The sequence below is a fragment of the Rhodococcus sp. NPDC004095 genome (assembly GCF_053604015.1).
This window is the reverse complement of record NZ_JBSGGS010000026.1, coordinates 17,374-35,426: the sequence shown is the minus strand read 5'-3', so window position 1 is coordinate 35,426 and position 18,053 is coordinate 17,374. Positions and strand designations below refer to the sequence as shown.

The 18,053-nt window shown below is 69.3% G+C and carries 16 protein-coding genes and 1 riboswitch; of the genes, 6 read left to right on the top strand and 10 right to left on the bottom strand.

The features are described from left to right. Window positions 1-110: 110 nt before the first annotated feature. Together ACWEPG_RS28175 and mqo are read right to left on the bottom strand one after the other, a co-directional pair. Entirely contained in the window at window positions 111-2,048 is a 1,938-nt protein-coding gene (locus ACWEPG_RS28175; RefSeq protein WP_452595832.1) for a VWA domain-containing protein, read from the bottom strand. Window positions 2,049-2,056: 8 nt separating this feature from the next. Beyond that, a riboswitch (adenosylcobalamin (AdoCbl) riboswitch) is annotated at window positions 2,057-2,218 on the bottom strand. Between the two features lie 79 nt (window positions 2,219-2,297). Further along, a complete protein-coding gene (gene mqo / locus ACWEPG_RS28170) occupies window positions 2,298-3,839 on the bottom strand; it encodes a malate dehydrogenase (quinone) (protein WP_452595836.1) in 1,542 nt (513 codons plus the stop codon). 119 nt (window positions 3,840-3,958) lie between these two features. Between mqo and ACWEPG_RS28165 the strand changes: the two genes are divergently transcribed. Together ACWEPG_RS28165 and mtr are read left to right on the top strand one after the other, a co-directional pair. Further along, window positions 3,959-4,987, top strand: coding sequence for an alpha/beta hydrolase (locus ACWEPG_RS28165; RefSeq protein ID WP_452595831.1), 1,029 nt, complete (start codon window positions 3,959-3,961; stop codon window positions 4,985-4,987). Then, window positions 4,984-6,357 (top strand): mycothione reductase, encoded by a 1,374-nt coding sequence (gene mtr / locus ACWEPG_RS28160; protein WP_450116923.1) that lies wholly within the window; start codon window positions 4,984-4,986, stop codon window positions 6,355-6,357. The genes ACWEPG_RS28165 and mtr overlap by 4 nt, the downstream gene beginning before the upstream one ends. A gap of 33 nt (window positions 6,358-6,390) precedes the next feature. Here mtr and ACWEPG_RS28155 read toward each other — a convergent pair whose 3' ends face one another. After that, the gene (locus tag ACWEPG_RS28155; RefSeq protein ID WP_452595830.1) at window positions 6,391-6,894 is read right to left on the bottom strand and encodes a winged helix-turn-helix transcriptional regulator; all 504 of its coding nucleotides are present in this window, start codon (window positions 6,892-6,894) and stop codon (window positions 6,391-6,393) included. A gap of 138 nt (window positions 6,895-7,032) precedes the next feature. Between ACWEPG_RS28155 and ACWEPG_RS28150 the strand changes: the two genes are divergently transcribed. Together ACWEPG_RS28150 and ACWEPG_RS28145 are read left to right on the top strand one after the other, a co-directional pair. Further along, complete coding sequence (locus ACWEPG_RS28150) at window positions 7,033-8,202, top strand: thiolase family protein (protein ID WP_452595829.1); 1,170 nt, start codon at window positions 7,033-7,035, stop codon at window positions 8,200-8,202. A gap of 84 nt (window positions 8,203-8,286) precedes the next feature. Continuing rightward, window positions 8,287-8,982: an SDR family oxidoreductase gene (locus tag ACWEPG_RS28145; protein WP_450116926.1), complete on the top strand. Its 696-nt coding sequence runs from the start codon at window positions 8,287-8,289 to the stop codon at window positions 8,980-8,982. A 59-nt stretch (window positions 8,983-9,041) separates the two neighbouring features. Here ACWEPG_RS28145 and ACWEPG_RS28140 read toward each other — a convergent pair whose 3' ends face one another. The 6 genes from ACWEPG_RS28140 to ACWEPG_RS28115 form a co-directional block, all read right to left on the bottom strand. Next, complete coding sequence (locus tag ACWEPG_RS28140) at window positions 9,042-9,710, bottom strand: methionine ABC transporter permease (protein ID WP_450116927.1); 669 nt, start codon at window positions 9,708-9,710, stop codon at window positions 9,042-9,044. Then, window positions 9,707-10,726 carry a methionine ABC transporter ATP-binding protein gene (locus ACWEPG_RS28135; protein WP_450116928.1) on the bottom strand — a complete coding sequence of 340 codons (1,020 nt, stop codon included), beginning with the start codon at window positions 10,724-10,726 and terminating at the stop codon, window positions 9,707-9,709. The genes ACWEPG_RS28140 and ACWEPG_RS28135 overlap by 4 nt, the downstream gene beginning before the upstream one ends. Further along, window positions 10,726-11,559 (bottom strand): MetQ/NlpA family ABC transporter substrate-binding protein, encoded by an 834-nt coding sequence (locus ACWEPG_RS28130; RefSeq protein ID WP_452595828.1) that lies wholly within the window; start codon window positions 11,557-11,559, stop codon window positions 10,726-10,728. Before ACWEPG_RS28130 ends, ACWEPG_RS28135 begins: the two co-directional genes overlap by 1 nt. Window positions 11,560-11,591: 32 nt before the next feature. Further along, entirely contained in the window at window positions 11,592-12,605 is a 1,014-nt protein-coding gene (locus ACWEPG_RS28125) for an isopenicillin N synthase family dioxygenase (RefSeq protein ID WP_452595827.1), read from the bottom strand. A 331-nt stretch (window positions 12,606-12,936) separates the two neighbouring features. After that, a complete protein-coding gene (locus ACWEPG_RS28120; protein ID WP_450116931.1) occupies window positions 12,937-14,418 on the bottom strand; it encodes a SulP family inorganic anion transporter in 1,482 nt (493 codons plus the stop codon). A gap of 91 nt (window positions 14,419-14,509) precedes the next feature. Next, window positions 14,510-15,133, bottom strand: coding sequence for a TetR/AcrR family transcriptional regulator (locus ACWEPG_RS28115; RefSeq protein WP_450116932.1), 624 nt, complete (start codon window positions 15,131-15,133; stop codon window positions 14,510-14,512). 155 nt (window positions 15,134-15,288) lie between these two features. On the opposite strand from ACWEPG_RS28115, the gene ACWEPG_RS28110 reads away from it, so the two are divergent. Continuing rightward, window positions 15,289-16,320: a Rieske 2Fe-2S domain-containing protein gene (locus ACWEPG_RS28110; protein WP_450116933.1), complete on the top strand. Its 1,032-nt coding sequence runs from the start codon at window positions 15,289-15,291 to the stop codon at window positions 16,318-16,320. Beyond that, a complete protein-coding gene (locus ACWEPG_RS28105; RefSeq protein WP_450116934.1) occupies window positions 16,317-17,402 on the top strand; it encodes an NAD(P)H-dependent amine dehydrogenase family protein in 1,086 nt (361 codons plus the stop codon). Before ACWEPG_RS28110 ends, ACWEPG_RS28105 begins: the two co-directional genes overlap by 4 nt. A gap of 96 nt (window positions 17,403-17,498) precedes the next feature. Here the strand turns inward: ACWEPG_RS28105 and ACWEPG_RS28100 are convergent, their stop codons facing one another. Next, on the bottom strand, window positions 17,499-18,044 hold the full coding sequence (locus ACWEPG_RS28100; protein WP_450134458.1) for an alpha/beta fold hydrolase: 546 nt from the start codon (window positions 18,042-18,044) through the stop codon (window positions 17,499-17,501). Window positions 18,045-18,053 lie beyond the last annotated feature (9 nt).

Here is an 18,053-nt window from a genome sequence, read left to right as displayed (position 1 = left end):
GGCGGCCCGGGTGGGTGGCGGGATCAGGCGGCTGCACGGGTGGGTGGCGGGATCAGGCGGCGGCACGGGTGGGGGGCGGGATCAGGCGGCTGCACGGGTGGGGGGCGGGATCAGGCGGCGGCACGGACGACGCCGGCGACCTGTTCCGCGGACAGTTCGGCGAGCCGGATGCAGGCGCCGCGCAACGCCGTCGCGAGTTCCGCGGCCAGCCCGAGGCGCACCATCCCGGGTTCGCAGTCGACGACCACCGCGGCCACCGACACGTCCGCGAGCAACCCGGCCGCGACCTTCGCCCGCCGAACCGGATCGGCACCGCCGGTGGCGCGGCCGTCGGTCAGCGCGACGACCATCGCGCGGCGCTGCGGGTCACGCACCCGCTCCCGCAACACCACCTCACGGGCTTTCAGGAAGCCCTGCGCGAGTGGGGTTCTCCCACCCGTCCGCAGCGCGCGCAGGCGGCGCACCGCGACGTCGACCGAGGAGGTCGGCGGCAGCACGAGTTCCGCGGTCGCGCCGCGGACCGTGATCACCGCGACCTTGTCCCGCCGCTGGTAGGCGTCGCGCAGCAGCGACACCACCGCACCGGTGACCGCGGACAGCCGGTCCCGCGCGGCCATCGAACCGGACGCGTCGACGACGAACACGATCAGGTTGCCCTCGCGTCCCTCCTTGAGCGCACCGCGGATGTCGCCGGGCGCCAACAGCATCCGGCCGTCCCGGCGGCCACGGGCCACCTGGTGCTCGGCTGCGGCGAACAGGGTGCCGACCAGGTGCAGGCCCCGCCCGGGTTCGGTGGTGGCGCGCACGGTGCGACCGCGCGGTGACCGCGACCGCGAACGCCGGCCGGGGGCGCCCTCGCCGACTCCGGGGACGGTGAGAAGCCGAGTCCGGAACTGCGCGGACGGCGCCCCCACCGGGCGTTCGCCGGCCGTGCCGGGGCCGGGCGGGGCCGGGGCATCGGCCTGCGACGGGTCGGACGGGGCGGGGTCACCGCCGTCGGACTCGGGCTGCGGGGCGCCGCCGCCGGGACCGTCCGGGTCCGGGTCGGGTTCGGGATCGGGTTGCTGCCGGGCCTGCTCGTCGGCGTCACGCATCGCATCGTCGAGCTGCTGTGGGTCCAGGCCCGGTTCGTCGAACGGGTCGCGGCGACGACGGTGCGGCAGCGTGAGTTCGGCGGCGACCCGCACATCCTGCTCGGCGACCTCGGTCGCGCCGCGCCAGGCGGCGTGCGCGGTGGCGGTGCGCGCCAGGACCAGGTCGGCGCGCATACCGTCCACGTCGAAGGACGCGCACAGGGCCGCGATGCGGCGCAGTTCGGTGTCGGGCAGTGCGACCTCGGCCAGCGCGCCGCGTGCGGTGGCGATCCGGCCGGCGGTGTCTGCGTCGGCGGCGGCGTACCGGGCGGCGAACCCGGCCGGGTCGGCCTCGAAGTCGAGTCGGCGACGGATCACCTGCATGCGGACGTCGACGTCGCGGGAGGCGGCGACGTCCACGGCCAGACCGAACCGGTCCAGCAGCTGCGGGCGCAGCTCCCCCTCCTCCGGGTTCATGGTGCCGACCAGCACGAACTTCGCCGGATGGGAGTGCGAGACGCCGTCGCGTTCGACATGGACACGGCCCATCGCGGCGGCGTCGAGCAGCACGTCGACGAGGTGGTCGTGGAGGAGGTTGACCTCGTCGACGTAGAGCACGCCGTCGTGCGCGGCGGCCAGCAACCCGGGCTGGAACGCCCGCTCGCCGTCGCGCAGCACCTTCTCCAGGTCGAGGGACCCGACGACGCGGTCCTCCGTCGCACCGACCGGAAGCTCCACCAGGCGGGCCGGGGTGCCGGAGGACGTCGGGGGCAGCAGTGCGGCGAGGGCGCGGACCACCGTGGACTTGGCGGTGCCCTTCTCGCCGCGGACCAGCACGCCACCGATGCCGGGATGCACCGCGCACAGGGTCAACGCCAGACGCAGCTGGTCCTGGCCGACGATCGCACTGAACGGGAAGCCCGGCTCGGCAGCCGAACCCTGTTGCGGCACGGCGGCCGAATCATGTTGCGCCACGGCGACACTCCCCTCACTCCCCGGTCTCCACGCCGGGGGTCGGACGAAAGGTTCCGCCGCCGCGGCGATCTGACTTCGGACGCGCTCATGGGCCTGCGTCCGTCACAGTGGCGGGACCGTGCCTGATTCACACAGGACTTCCCCGCGGCGGAGAACATCGATGTTCGGTGCCGACTCTATCCGGTGAGACGACACCGGCCGCCACCTGGCCCGGACGGGCAGGTGACGGCCGGTTGGGGATCCGACGGATCAGGCCGAGGCGGCTGCGGCGACCTCGGCGGGCGCCTCCAGCTCGAGAGCCTTGTTGCTCCAGTCCCACACCTCGCGGAACAGGGACTCGTTGTCCGACAGCTTCAGGCCCAGTGACGGAACCATCTGCTTGAGCTGCGGCTCCCACGCGGTCCAGCGGTCACCGAAGCAGCGCTGCAGGACGTCGAGCATTGCGGGGACCGCGGTCGACGCACCGGGCGAGGCACCGAGCAGGCCCGCGATGGTGCCGTCGGCCGCGTTGATGACCGCGGTGCCGAACTCGAGCACGCCACCGTTGCCCTTCTTGCGGATCACCTGCACGCGCTGGCCCGCGGTGATCAGTTCCCAGTCGCCGCCGGTCGCGCGCGGCACGAACTCGCGAAGGGTCTCGATGCGGTCGTCGGCCGACTGCAGCAGCTCACCGATGAGGTACTTGGTCAGGCCAAGCTCGGTGACGCCGACGCCGAGCATGGACATCAGGTTGTTCGGCTTGATCGAGCCGGGCAGGTCGGTGACCTTGCCGTTCTTGAGGAACTTCGGGGACCAGCCTGCGTACGGGCCGAACAGCAGGCCCTTCTTGCCACCGATGACACGGGTGTCGAGGTGCGGGACCGACATCGGCGGCGCACCGACGGCGGCCTTGCCGTAGACCTTGGCGTTGTGCTGGTCGATGAGCTCGGGGTTGGTGCAGCGCAGGAACTCGCCGGAGACCGGGAAGCCACCGAAGCCCTTGGCCTCGGCGATGCCGGACTTCTGCAGCAGGTGCAGCGCTCCGCCGCCGGCGCCGACGAACACGAACTTCGCGTTCACGGTCTTCTTGTCGCCGGTCCGCTGGTTGACCACCTTGAGCGTCCAGCTGCCGTCGGACTGCTTGGTGATGTTGCGCACGTCGTGACCGAAGTACACGCTCCCGCCGGTCGCGCCGATGTTGCCGAGGAGCTGCTTGGTGAGGGCGCCGAAGTCGACGTCGGTGCCACCCTCGGTCCAGTTCAGGGCGACGGGGTCGGAGAAGTCACGACCCTTGGCCATCAGCGGCAGCCGCTTGGTGAACTCGTCCGGGCGCTCGGTGTACTCCATGCCCGCGAACAGCGGGTGGCCGGCGAGGGCGTCGTAGCGGGCCCGCAGGTACTTCACGTTCTCAGCCCCGTGCACGAAGCTCACGTGCGGGATCGGGTTGATGAACTCCTTGGGCTCGGTCAGGATGCCGGCCTCGATCGCGTACGACCAGAACTGGCGCGAGACCTGGAACTGCTCGTTGACGTTGACGGCCTTGGTGATGTCCACCGAGCCGTCCTTGTTCGCAGGCGTGTAGTTGAGCTCGCACAGCGCCGAGTGTCCGGTGCCGGCGTTGTTCCACGGGTCGCTGCTCTCGGCAGCGGCGGCGTCGAGTCGCTCGAACACGCTGATCGACCAGTCCGGCTGCAGCTGCCGGAGGAGCGCTCCGAGCGTGGCACTCATGATGCCCGCACCCACGAGAACTACATCGGTCTTGGTCTGTACCGCGGTGTTGTCTGACACTGGAGAATCGACTTCCTTGTCCATTGGCAGCGGCAGTCGCGCCGACTGCCCGCGCATAGGTTACCTGCGCGTATGAGCAGGGTTTACCTCGCCTCAATTGTGCGCCCCCGGCCGGTCACGAACGACCATTACGATTGTGATTTGTGACTACCTGGGTGCCGGACCTCCTCGGTGACGGCTACGAACAGACGACTCTGCCCCTCGGCGACGACCCCGACGGCGAGGGCGAGGTGGTCGCGACGCTGGTCCGGTACCGCCCGGCGGGCGCGACCCCACGGCGTCGCGCCGTGCTCTACCTGCACGGATTCACCGACTACTTCTTCCAGACGCACGTCGCCGAGCACTTCCACGACCGCGGCTACGACTTCTACGCACTCGATCTGCGCAAGTGCGGCCGGTCACGACGCCCGGACCAGACCCCGCATTTCGTGACGGATCTCGCACTGTACGACGCCGAGCTGGACTGGGCGCTGGAGACGGTCCGCGAGCAGACGCACGGCGGTTCGGTGTTGTTGACCGGGCACTCGACGGGCGGCCTGATCCTGCCGCTGTGGCTGGACCGGGTGAACCGCCGCCCCGGCGGCAGCACCGGCGCCGGCATCGCCGGCCTGATCCTCAACAGCCCGTGGTTCGACCTGCAGGGCCCGTCGTACGTGCGCAGCGCGGGCACGGTCGCGATCCGGACCGTCGGACGACTCAAGGACAGGCTCGAACTCAAGCAACCGCCGATCGACGTGTACGGCCGCACCCTGCACCGCAGTCACGGCGGCGAGTGGGACTACGACCTCGAGTGGAAGCCGTTGCGCGGCTTCGGGGTCACGTTCGGATGGCTGCGCGCGGTCCGGCGGGCGCAGGCCCATCTGCACCACGGGCTCGACATCGGGGTGCCGTCGCTGATCCTGCGGTCGAAGTCGACCCACTACTCGATGCGGTACACCGAGAAGTCGGAGGTCGCGGACCTGGTGCTCGACGTCAAGCAGATCGCGCGCTGGGCCGGATGCCTCGGCGACCGCACCACGATCGTCCCGATCGAGGGAGCCCGGCACGACGTGTTCCTGTCCCGGGAGGTGCCGCGCAAGCAGGCGTTCGACGAGGTGGACCAGTGGCTGGGCTGGCTCGAAGCGCAGGGCGTCCCGGAGGGACAGGGCATCTCGGAAGGACAGGGCGCGTGACGCACTTCGACCTGGCGATCATCGGATCCGGTTCCGGCAACACCATTCTCGACGAGAGGTTCGCGGACCTGAAGGTCGCGATCTGCGAAGGCGGCACCTTCGGCGGCACCTGCCTGAACGTGGGGTGCATCCCGACGAAGATGTTCGTCTACGCAGCCGAGGTCGCCCGTACCGTGCGCGACGCCGCCCGGTACGGCGTCGACGCCCACGTCGACAAGGTGCGCTGGCCCGACATCGTGGGCCGGGTCTTCGACCGGATCGACCCCATCTCGGCGGGCGGCGAACGCTACCGCCGCGACGAGAACCCGAACACCACGCTGTTCTCCGGCTACGCCACCTTCACGGGTCCGCGGACGATCAGCACCGGCACCGGCGAGGTGATCACCGCGGACCAGGTCGTGATCGCGGCCGGGTCGCGGCCGATCATCCCCGACGAGGTCGCCCGCAGCGGCGTCCCGTACGTCACCAACGACGACATCATGCGGCTGCCCGAACTCCCGGGGCACCTGGTGATTCTCGGCAGCGGATTCATCGCATCCGAGTTCGCGCACGTGTTCTCGGCCCTCGGCAGCCGGGTGTCGATCATCGGGCGCGGCGAGCGTCTGCTGCGCGACCTCGACGCGGACGTCTCCCAGCGGTTCACCGACCTCGCGCGCGGCAAATGGGATGTGCACCTGGGCAATCCGGCCGTCGAGGTGCGGGGCCGCGAGGGCGCCGTGGAGGTCGTGCTCGCGGACGGCACCGTCGTCGCAGGCGACACCCTGCTCGTCGCGACCGGTCGCACCCCGAACGGCGACCGGCTCGGCGCCGAGACCGCCGGCATCGAGGTGGACGCCCTCGGCCGGGTGACCGTCGACGAGTTCCAGCGCACCACCGCGGAGGGTGTGTTCGCGCTCGGCGACGTGTCGTCACCGCACCAGCTCAAGCATGTCGCCAACCACGAGGCCCGGGTGGTGCAGGCGAATCTGCTGCGCGACGCCTGGAGCGAGGGCGCCGACCTGGTGCGGACCGACCACCGGTTCGTCCCGTCGGCGGTGTTCACCGATCCGCAGATTGCCTCTGTCGGGCTCACCGAGGAACAGGCCCGCGAGCGGGGCCTGGACGTCTCGGTGAAGGTGCAGCGGTACGCCGACGTTGCCTACGGCTGGGCGATGGAGGACGACGAGGGCCTGTGCAAGGTGATCGCCGACCGCGGCACCGGGCAACTGGTGGGCGCGCACGTCATCGGCGCACAGGCGTCGACCGTGATCCAGCCGTTGATCCAGGCAATGAGCTTCGGCCTGCCCGCCCGGGAGATGGCGCTGGGCCAGTACTGGATCCATCCCGCCCTGACCGAGGTCGTCGAGAACGCCCTCCTCGGCCTGAGCTGAAAGTGTGTGATTCCTCCCGGGTTCCGGGAGGAATCACACACTTTCCGCGAGCCCACGCGCCGCGGCGCCGCTGACCCGTACCCGGATGTCGTCGAGGTCGACCTCGTTACCTGCGGTGCTGCGCACCTCCACGCTGATCGGCTCGCCGGTCTCGTCCTCGACGAGCTGCAGCGGCCCGCGGCCGTCCTGCAGGTACTTGTCGCCCCACTGCATGAGCGCGATCACCGCAGGCAGCAGATCCCGGCCCATGTCGGTGAGCACGTACTCGTAGCGGGTGCGCTGCCCGGGCTCGCGGTAGGGACTCTTGGCCAGCAATCCCGCCTGCACCAGGTCCTTCAACCTGGCCGACGCGACGGCGTCCGTGATCCCCACCCGCTGGGCGAAGTCGTCGAAGCGCGTGGTGCCGTAGTACGCCTCGCGCAGCAGCAGGATCGCCGAGCGGGTCCCGACGACGTCCATGGCCCGCTTGATCGAGCAGCGATCGCCCGCCTCCCATGCCGAGCGGTCCGCGAGGGGTCCCTGCAGCTTCATCGCCATGCCCCCAGACTACTGACTTACGAAAACCATAGCCAGACTCCGCCCGATCTGGGTATGGTTTTGCATAGCTAGATGGTTTGCACTGGTGGACCGAGCGTCAGGACCCGACCGGGCGCTCACGAGCGAGAAGGACACACGATGAGGGACGCAGTGATCGTCGAGGCCGTCCGCACTCCCCTGGGCCGAGGCAAGGCGACGGGTGTGCTGCACGACGTACACCCCGTGGACCTGATGGCCCACAGCCTCCGCGAGGTGGTCCGACGCAGCGGTGTCGACGCAAGCCTGATCGACGACGTCATCGGCGGCGTGGTCAGTACGGTCGGCGAGCAGGGCGCGAACGTGACCCGCCGCGCGGTGCTGGCGGCCGGGTACCCCGAGTCGGTACCCGCCACCACGGTCGACCGGCAGTGCGGCAGCAGTCAGCAGGCGGTCCACTTCGCGGCACAGGGAGTGATCTCGGGCGCGTACGACATCGTCGTCGCGACCGGGGTGGAATCCATGAGCCGGGTGCCGATGGGCTCGAGCATGCTCGGGACCACGGACCCGAGCGGAATCGCCTTCGCCGAGCGCTACCCCGAGGGTCTGGTACCGCAGGGCATCAGTGCCGAACTGATCGCCGCGCGCTGGGGCATCTCCCGCACACAGATGGACGAGTTCGCGCTCGCCAGCCACGCCAAGGCGGCGGAGGCCACCAAGAACGGACTGTTCGACGCCGAGATCGGTGCCGTCGGCGAGGTCCGCACCGACGAGGGCATCCGGGTCGGCAGCACACTCGAGACCATGGCGGGTCTGCGGTCCGCCTACTACGACGAGGCGATGGCCCGCAGGTTCCCCCAGATCGGATGGAACGTCACGGCGGGCAACGCGAGCCAGGTCACCGACGGCAGCGCCGCGCTGCTGATCACGACGAGCGAACGTGCCGGACAACTCGGACTCACACCGCTCGCCCGGATCCACAGCGTCGCGGTCGCCGGCGACGATCCGCTCTACATGTTGACCGCGGTCGTCCCCGCGACCCGCAAGGTGCTCGACCGGGCGGGACTCACCGTCGACGACATCGATCTGTTCGAGGTGAACGAGGCGTTCGCCTCGGTCGTGCTCGCCTGGGAGCAGGAGACCGGCGCCGATCCGAGCAGGGTCAACGTCAACGGCGGCGCCATCGCGCTCGGTCATCCGCTCGGCGCCAGCGGGGCACGTCTGATGACCACGATGGTTCACGCGCTCCGTGACCGCGGCGGACGCTTCGGCCTCCAAACCATGTGCGAAGCAGGCGGACTGGCGAACGCAACCATCATCGAACGCCTGTGAGCCCACGCTCCGCGGGCGGGGTCACCCCCGTCCGCGGAGCCACCGCGGCGGCCGACTCCGGCCGTCACCCGATGAGAGGAAACCATGAACATCGAAGGACGCACCGTGCTCGTGACGGGCGCGACCGGAGGCCTCGGCCGGGAATTCGTCGGCCAGTTCCTCGCCCGCGGGGCGCGCCGCGTGTACGCCGCGGCGCGGCGCGATCACGACTGGCACGACGATCGGATCGTCCCCATCCACCTCGACGTCACCGACCCCGCGTCGGTCCGGTCGGCCGCCGCCGCGGCACCGGACGTGGACGTGATCGTGAACAACGCCGGGATCACCGGCGCCCCCTCGCTTCTCGCCTCACCGATCGACGAGATCCGGAACACGTTCGAGACCAACGTGTTCGGGCCGCTCGAGTTGGTTCGTGCCCTCGCCCCCACTCTTGCGCGGAACGGAGGAGGAGCGGTGATCGACCTGCACTCGATCCTGAGCTGGCTGGCCACGCCCGGGGCCTACAGCCCGTCCAAGGCCGCCTTCTGGGGACTGACGAACGCGCTGCGGCTCGAGCTCGAGGGACAGGGGACCCAGGTGCTCGGCGCCCACCTCGCCTACACCGACACACCGATGATCGCGCACCTCGACGTTCCGAAATCGGACCCGGCCGTCATCGTCTCCCGCATCCTCGACGCCCTCGAGGACGGGGCGGAGGAGGCGATCGCCGACGAGGTGACGGCGGGACTGCGGGCGGTGCTCGCGACCGCGACCACCGGACGGATCCCGAGCAACGCCTGAGCGGCCGCGCCACCGGTGCGTGATCTCACCCCGGTCGGGGTGAGATCACGCACCGCGCGTCAGCGCCGGTGGTCCAGCGCCCGAACGGCGCGGTCACCGATCGACTGCAGGATCTGCACCACGACCACGAGCACGACGACCGCGACGAGCAGCACCGGCGTGTTGAACCGCTGGTAGCCGTAGACGATCGCGAAGTCGCCGAGGCCGCCGCCGCCGATCACGCCGGCCATCGCCGAGTACCCGACGAGCAGCACCACGGTCAGGGTCGCGCCGGCGATCAGCGCCGACAGTGATTCCGGCAGCAGCACCTTGCGCACGATCTGCCCGTTGGTCGCGCCCATCACCTGGGCGGCCTCCACCCGTCCGACCGGGACCTCGCGCAGCGCCGCCTCGACGACGCGCGCGTAGAACGGAATCGCGCCGATCGTCAGCGGCACGATCGCGGCGGTGGGGCCGATCGCGGTGCCGACGATCAGACGCGTGGTACCGATCAGGGCGATCATCAGGATCAGGAACGGCAGCGAGCGGAACACGTTGACGACGGCGCCGAGCACCGAGTTGACCGCGCGCTGCGGCCACAGACCGCCCGGCGACGTCACGTGCAGCACCACACCGAGCACGATGCCGCCGATCACGGTGAGCACGAACGAGATCGACACCATGTACAGGGTCTCGAGGGTCGCGTCCCACACCTCCGGCAACGAATCCTGCCAGGACAGCTTGTTCATGCGGTCAACCCCTCGATCCCGCTCTCGGCACCCCACGCGAGGGTGACGTTGGGCTGCGCGTCGACGAACGCCTCGACGTCCGCGCGGTCCACTTCCGGCCCGAACCGCAGCCGCAGCCGGCCGACGGTGACGCCGGCGACCGGTTCGACCCGGCCGCCGACGACGGCGATGTCGGCGTCGAGTTTGCGGATCAGCTGCGCCAGCCACGGGCCGTGGGCGTCGTCGCCGATGGTGGTCACCAGCGCGGTGTCGGCGCCCTCGCCCGCCGACAGGTCGTCGCCGACCGGCAGGATCGCCGCGCCCAGCGCCGAATCGGGGTCGGCGACCAGGTCGAGGATCTTCCCGGACTCGGCGATCCGCCCGTCCTCGAGCCGCGCCGCGGAGGTGCAGATGCGGCGCAGCACGCCGAGTTCGTGGGTGATGAGCACGACCGTGACGCCGATCGTGCGGTTCAGTTCCGCGAGCAGGTCGAGCACCTGGTCGGTGGTCTCGGGGTCGAGCGCGCTGGTGGCCTCGTCGCACAGCAGCACGTCGGGCTCGGACGCGAGCGCGCGGGCGATGCCCACCCGCTGCTGCTGCCCGCCGGACAGCTGCGACGGGAACGACTGCTCCCTGCCCGCGAGGCCGACCAGCTCGATGAGCTCGTCGGCGCGGGCCCGGCGCTGCGCGCGGTCGAGCCCGGCCAGTTCGAGCGGGAACTCGATGTTCGCGCGCACGGTCCTCGAGTGCAGCAGGTTGAACTGCTGGAACACGGTCCCGATGCGGCGGCGCGCCTGCCGCTGACCGGCCCCGGTGAGCCGGGACAGGTCGTCACCGCGCAACACGATGCGGCCGCTGGTGGGCCGTTCCAGGAGGTTCAGGCAGCGCAGCAGCGTCGACTTGCCCGCACCGGACGGCCCGACGATGCCGAAGATCTCGCCTTCGCCGATCTCCAGGTCGATCCCACGCAAGGCCGAGACCTCCCCCGCGCCACCGGCTGCGGGGAAGGTCTTGACCAGGTTCTCGACGGTGATCATCAGTTCGCGGGGTGGACCGGGACGACGGAGCCGGAGTAGTTCTCCTGGATCCACGTGGCGGTCTCCGGCGAGACGAGGGCCTCGGCGAGTGCCTGGACGCCGGGATCGTTCTCGTCGGCCGCGCGGACGACGAACAGGTTCGCGAACGGGTTGTTCTCCACCTTCTCGGAGAGCAGGGCGTCCTCGGCCGGGGTCAGGCCGGCCTCGATGGCGTAGTTGGAGTTGATGATCGCGGCGGTGATCTGCGGGTCGCCGAGGTTGCGGGCGATCTGGGAGCGTTCGATCTCGACGAACTTCAGGTTCTTCGGGTTGGCCTTGATGTTCGCCTGCGTGACGACAGACAGATCGGCCTCGGCGAACGGCTTGTCCATCTGGATCAGGCCGGCCGACTCGAGCAGGTAGAGGCCACGCGCGAAGTTGGTGGTGTCCTTGGGCAGTGCGATGGTCGACCCGTCGGCCAGCTGGTCGACGGCGGTGATCTTCTCCGAGTACAGGCCCATCGGCTCGAGGTGGACGTCGGCGACGGAGACGAGGTCGCTCACACCCTTCTGCTTCTGCCAGTCCGCCAGGTACGGGGCGTGCTGGAAGTAGTTCGCCTGAACGTCGCCCGCGACGAGCAGTTCGTTCGGGTCGATCTCGCCGGTGACAGGCTTGATGTCGAGCTTGACGTCGCCGAGGACGCCCGAGTCGGCGATGTGCTCGAGGATCTCCACGTGCGGCGTGCTGGAGGCGGAGACCACCAGCGTCTCGGCGTCACCACCCGACGAGCAGGCGGCCAGGCCCGCGGTGAGCAAGGCGGCTGCGGAGAGAACAGCGGTGCGGCGCAAGAACATTGAGGGGTACCTTCCGGGTGGGTGGTGATGGATCAGCCGCGCAGGGCGGGCAGGTCGAGCAGGTCGCGGTGGTACCGCTCGGTGACGTTCGGATGCGCGCGCAGGCGCGACTTGAGGGCATTGAGGCCGTACCGGGCGTGCAGGGTGCCGCCGTGCTGATCCGGCCCGACACCGGCCGCCTCGGCCGCGAGCTCCGGCGAGAGCGGCACGGCCGGGAGGGCCTGGTCGTAGCCGGGATTGAGGAAGAACGGCAGCGAGACGCGGTCGGTGCCCGCGGCAGGCGGCAGCACCCGGTGCACGGTGGCCTTGAGGTAGCCGCCGGTGGCGACCTCGAGCAGCTCGCCGATGTTGACGAGGAAGTGCCCGGGGATCGGGTCGACGTCGAGCCAGGCGGTCCCGCCGTCCGGGGTGCCGGTCTCCACCTGGAATCCGCCGCTGGTGGGTTCGGGGTACAGCAGGGTCAGGGCTCCGACGTCCTTGTGGCTGCCGACGCCCTGGTCGGTGACCGAGCCGTCGTGGCCGGGGTACCGGGCGATCTTCAGCAGCGGATCGGGGTCGGCGAACGCGGCGTCGAAGAAGTCCGCCGGGGCGCCGAGCGAGACGGCCCAGCCCCGGATCAGCCGCAGGCCCGCGTCCTGGGCCTGCGCCATCCACTCCAGCGCCAGGTCACGCAGCTGCGGAACCCGGGTCGGCCACAGGTTCGGTCCGTGCAGCACGTCCCACGGGCGGGCGGGGTCGATCGGGTCCACCGCGGCGCGCTCGGGTCCGATGTCGAGCTGCTCGCGCCAGTCGATGTAGCCCTGAGTGCGCTCGCCGCCGATCCGGGTGTAGCCACGGAACTGCGGCGAGTTGCTGTTCTCGATCTCCAGCTTGTCCGCCTCGGGCAGCGCGAAGAACTCACGGGCCGACGCGATCAGGTCGTCGGTGAGCTGCTGCCCGATGCCGTGACCGGTCAGGTAGAAGAAGCCGATCTCGTGCGTGACCTGGCGGAGCGCGTCGACGTCGAGGTTCTCCAGATCGATGATCGGGAGCGTTCGGGCGGACATGGACTGGTCCTTTCCCCACGGGCACCGGGCAATGACTGCGCTGCGACGAATCGGTGCCCGGTGGGAATTTCACGCGGGAAGATGGCGGCACGGTCACTCGATGTGACGGCGCGCGGGATCTCGTCTCAGCGGCGGTGCATTCGACAACAACCGCCACGCATCAGCGTCGTGGTGACAGTTGCTGCATGGCCGCGCATCGTGGTCCTTCCCGGACGAGATCGTTACCGCCGCGTAGCAGTCGGCGTGACTGCAGGCTAACGCGCAAGCGGTTGAGAGTTCAAATCACGCGTATACGCGCGGCGACGAGCGGTGACATCCGTGAGACGAGCGGTCAGAGCCGCCCGGACAACCGCTCGAGCCGGTCCAGGCTCGCCCCGTCCAAGCCGACGATCCGCACGGACTTCCCGCGCGCGGCGTACTTGTGCGAGACCGCGTCGAGGGTGGCAACGGTGGACGCGTCCCACACGTCGGCCTCGGACAGGTCGATCACCACCGAGTCGGGGTCGCCGGCGTAGTCGAACCGGTGCACGAGGTCGTTGCTCGACGCCCAGAACAGTTCGCCCGACACGCGGTAGGTCCGCTCGCCCTCGCCGTCGGCGACATCGATGTCCGTCAGGTGCGCCACCCGGCGCGCGAAGGCGACCATCGCAGTCAGCACGCCGAGGACGACGCCGACGGCGAGGTTCTCGGTCGCGAGGGTGCCGACGACCGTCACCACCATCACCAGGGTCTCGCTGCGCGGCATCAGCCGCAGGGTGCGCGGGGCGACGCTGCGCCAGTCGAAGGTGGTCACCGCGATCACCACCATCACCGCGACGAGCGCCGCCATCGGAATCGCGCCGACGACGTCGCCTGCGGTCACGCAGAGCACCAGCAGGAACGCCCCGGCCAAGAAGGTGGAGATGCGGGTGCGGGCCCGGCCCTCCTTCACGTTGACCATGGTCTGGCCGATCATCGCGCACCCGCCCATGCCGCCGAAGAGCGCGCCGGCCATGTTCGCCACACCCTGCCCCCAGGACTCGCGGGTCTTGTCCGAGGGCGTGTCGGTGATGTCGTCGACGAGTTTCGCGGTGAGCAGCGACTCCAGCAACCCGACCAGGGCGAGGCCGAGGGCGAACGGCGCGACGATCGTCAGCGTGTCCCACGTCCAGGGCACGTTCGGGATCATCCACGTCGGCAGTCCCGACGGGAGCTCACCCTGGTCGGCGACCTCGGGCACATCCATGTGGAACAGGGCGACGACCCCGGTCAGGACGACGATCGCGATCAGTGGCGCCGGCACCGCCTTCGTCAGCTTCGGGATGAACACCACCATCGCGATCCCCGCGGCGACGAGCGGATACACCAGCCACGGCACGTCGAACAGGTGCCGCAGCTGGGCACTGAAGATGAGGATCGCGAGAGCGTTGACGAAGCCGATCATCACCGACCGCGGAATGAAACGCACCAGCCGCGCGAGACCGGCGACGGCGAACAGGATCTGCAGCCCGCCGGCCAGCCACACCGCCGCGATCAGGTAATCGATGCCGTGCGACGCGACGAGTGGCGCCACCACGAGCGCAGTGGCGCCTGCGGCCGCCGAGACCATCGCGGGCCTGCCGCCGACGAACGCGATCGTCATCGCCATGACACACGAGGTGTACAGCGCCACCTTCGGATCCACACCCGCGATCACCGCGAACGAGATCACCTCGGGAATCAGGGCCAGCGCCGTCACGAGCCCGGCGAGGGCCTCCGTGGTCAGCCGCCGCGGCGAACGCAGGGCCGAGCGGACGGAGGTGACGCGGAAGGGGGCGGAGACGCTGTCGAGCACCGGCAGAGTCTAGTGCGGCGCGCGTTCGAGTCGCCCGCGGCCGCCGGCGAGGGCGCCCCCACGACAGCTCCGGAGGGCCGGCGGGATTTCGCTACGGCTTCTCGAAGTAGGCGACGATGGAGTTGATCAAACCCTCGCGAGCATCGTCGAGGTCTCCGTACGTACCCAATGTGCGTTCGGAGGCGAGTCCTCGCATGGCCGCCGGGAGCAGGGCCGCGATCTGACGGATCCGCACCCTGTCGATGCCGAGACCGGCGAAGGCCCGTTCGCACGCCTGATCCCAGCTCGGCCTCCATGACGCGAGCTCCGCCGCGGTGAGCGGATACGCGCGTTCGAGTTCGGCGGTGTCCCGCGGCAGGGCGGCCCGGAGATTCTCGATGGCAAGCGATTCCGGGGAACGCAGACCGACATACATGGCATCGATCAGCGCGGCGACTCGCTCGCGCACAGGTCCATCGGGTTTTGCGCTCGCGGGGAGGTCACCGCGCTGCTCTGCGGTGTGCCTCAGCACCGCAGCCCACAGGCCGTCGATGTCGCCGAACTGGTACTTCACCACACCCCAGGTCGCGCCAATATCCCGGGCGATGCGGTTTCCCGACACCGCTGCGGGGTCGCCGCTGGCCAGCGACGAGATCGCCGCCTTGATCATGCTCTCGCGCGTGGCCGCCCCGCGTTTGTTCACGCGGCGACCCGGTGCGGCTGCTACCTCCGACATCGGCTCATGGTAACGCGCTCCCAAAGCTTTCAAAGAACCCTCTTGTATTGTTTCACAGAGGGTTCTACCCTTCTGCGTGTCGTCGGTCGCGGACCGCTCTCGAAGCCCCGGCGGCAATTCGGCTCACGACCCCGCGATGGTGGAGGAGTTCTCGTATGGCGCACACGCCGTTGTCGATGGAGCCCACCGGCTGGTTCCAGGTCGCCTGGTCGGCCGAGATCCGAGTCGGTGATGTGCGCAAGATGAAGTACTTCGGCCGGGAGATGGTCGCGTGGCGATCGACATCGGGCACCGTTGCCGTGTTCGACGCGTACTGCGAGCACCTCGGTGCCCACCTCGGGTACGGCGGGCACGTCGAAGGCGAGAGTCTCGTGTGTCCGTTCCACGGATGGGAATGGAACCGTGAGGGCCGCAATGTGTGCATCCCGTACGAGAATGCACCGAACAAGGGTCGCCGCATCCGCAGCTATCCGGTCGTCGAACGCAATGCGGCGGTGTGGATCTGGTACGACATCGACGGCCGGCCTCCGCACTTCGAGGTCCCCGACATGTTCGAGGCCTTCGGGGACGACAAGACGGCCGCGGACTACCACCAGCCCTTCCCCTCCGCCACATTGTTCCGCGAGCAGCTGGAGATTCACCCGCAGTACATCATGGAGAACGGGGTGGATTTCGCGCACTTCAAGTTCGTCCACAAGACGCCGTTCATGCCGGAGTTCACCCGCCACGACTTCTCCGGCCCCGTCTCCTACGTCGATTTCACCATCGCCTTCGACGAAGGCGCGACCCTCGAAGAGGCCACCAGCGGCGTGGAATCCATCAATGCGGGGCTCGGCTGCTCGATCACCAAGAGCTGGGGAATGGTCGACAATCGCACCATGCCGGCGGTGACACCGGTCGACGAGCACACCTCCGACGTGCGTTTCACCGTCTGGATCGGGCGCAGGCACGGTGAAGACGGCCCCGAGATCACCGAGTACGGCAAGACGATGGCCAGGTTCGTGATCGAACAGTTCGAGGCCGACATTCACATCTGGGCACACCAGCGCTACTCCGACCCACCGGCTTTGTCGCAGAAGGAATACCAGGGATTCAAGGCGCTTCGCGAGTGGGCGACGCAGTTCTATCCCGACAGCGAGCACCGTCTTCAGTTCGCCAACCCGACAGAAGGGCATCAGCAGCGATGAGCACCGACAACAAGATTCGCGTGTTCCAGGTCGCCACCGGAAACCTGGGCACGGAAATGATCGGCCGTATCCGGAACCACCCGGATCTGGAGTTGGTCGGCCTGCACTGCTATTCGCCGGACAAGATCGGCCGCGACGCCGGGGAGATCGTCGGCCTCGATCCGATCGGAGTGATCGCCACCGGCTCGGTCGAGGACATCATCGCGGCACACCCGGACGTACTCACCTTCCACGGAGTGTTTCCCGACGAGGACCTGTACGAAAAGGTCCTCGAAGCCGGGATCAACATCGTCACCACTGCCGACTGGATCACCGGCCACCACCGCGACACCAACCATCCCCACCCGTCGGGCAGGAAGGTCAGCGAGGTCATTGCCGCAGCGTGCGAGCGCGGCAACGCCACCTTCTACGGGACCGGCATGAACCCCGGGCTATGCCAGATCCTCGGCATCGTCCACTCCGCCGACGTCGCCGACATCGAGAACGTCACCGTCATCGAATCGGTCGACGTGTCCTGTCACCACTCGGTCGACACCTGGAAGGCCGTCGGCTACGGCCGGCCGGCCGACGACCCGACCATTCCGGACTCGCTCCACAAGTACACCGCTGTGTTCGCCGACTCGGTCCACTTGATGGCCGATGCGTTCGGGCTCGTTCTCGACGAGGTCAAGTTCAGCTACGAGCTCGGCGCATGCACCAAGGACGTCGACCTGGGCTGGTATCACCTGCCCAAGGGGTCGCTCGGCGCCAACTACATCAAGTACCAGGGCATCGTCGACGGTGTCTCACGCGTCGAGACGCACCTGGAGTGGCAGATGACCCCGCACACCGATCCGGCATGGAACATCAAGGGCTGCTACATCACCCAGATCACAGGCGACCCGAACGTCTACAGCAGGCACATGATCTACCCGCGAAAAGGCTTCGACATGTCCAACCCGGAGAACTTCGCCTCCATCGGCATGACCGTCACCGGCCTTCCGGCCCTGAACTCGCTCCGATCGGTGGTCGACGCACCTGCCGGAATCATCACCAGCGCCGATCTCCCGCTCCGCGCGTTCGCCGGCCGATTCAAGCTCTGAGCGCGGCGGTGCAGCCCACGGTTCGGCACCGGGTCCGGGCGGCCACCGTGGAGGCATGTGACATGTGAGCCCGCCGGCCGGACTCCACGAGGGGCCTCACCACATGCTGGTGCGCAGCGAGATCTCCGTGGCGAACGCGGCAGCCCCGGCATCCGGCACCGAGTCGACACCGTCCAGTTCGACCACTCGGAAGTCCGAGCGGCAGCGCCGGCCACTGGCGTCGGCATCGGGCCGCCCGCCGGGACCGCCGACGACGACCGTGGAGGGAATCTCCACCGCCGGGCAGTCCGCACCCGCGACCGCTGGATGCGGACTGTCGGCGACAACGAGGCTCTTGAATCTGCCGAAGGTGCGGGCGGCGGCCTCCCAGGCGAGGGTCGCACCCTCGCGGTTGCCTGCGAGGTTGACGTACGTCAGTCCGAGCCCATCGAGAAGGGCCAGCACGCCCGCGACGTCGAGACCGTCGATCGAGTCCGGCACCACGGTGCGCAGATCGGATCCGTGCAGACGTTCGCAGACCGCGTCGAACACCGAACCGTCCTCGCCCGCGCCCGGCAACAGCAGGACCACGTGGGCACTCTCGGGACCGTCCACCCGGACGCTGTAGACGACGTCCCCGACCGACACTTCCGTCAACTCCATGGCACCGGA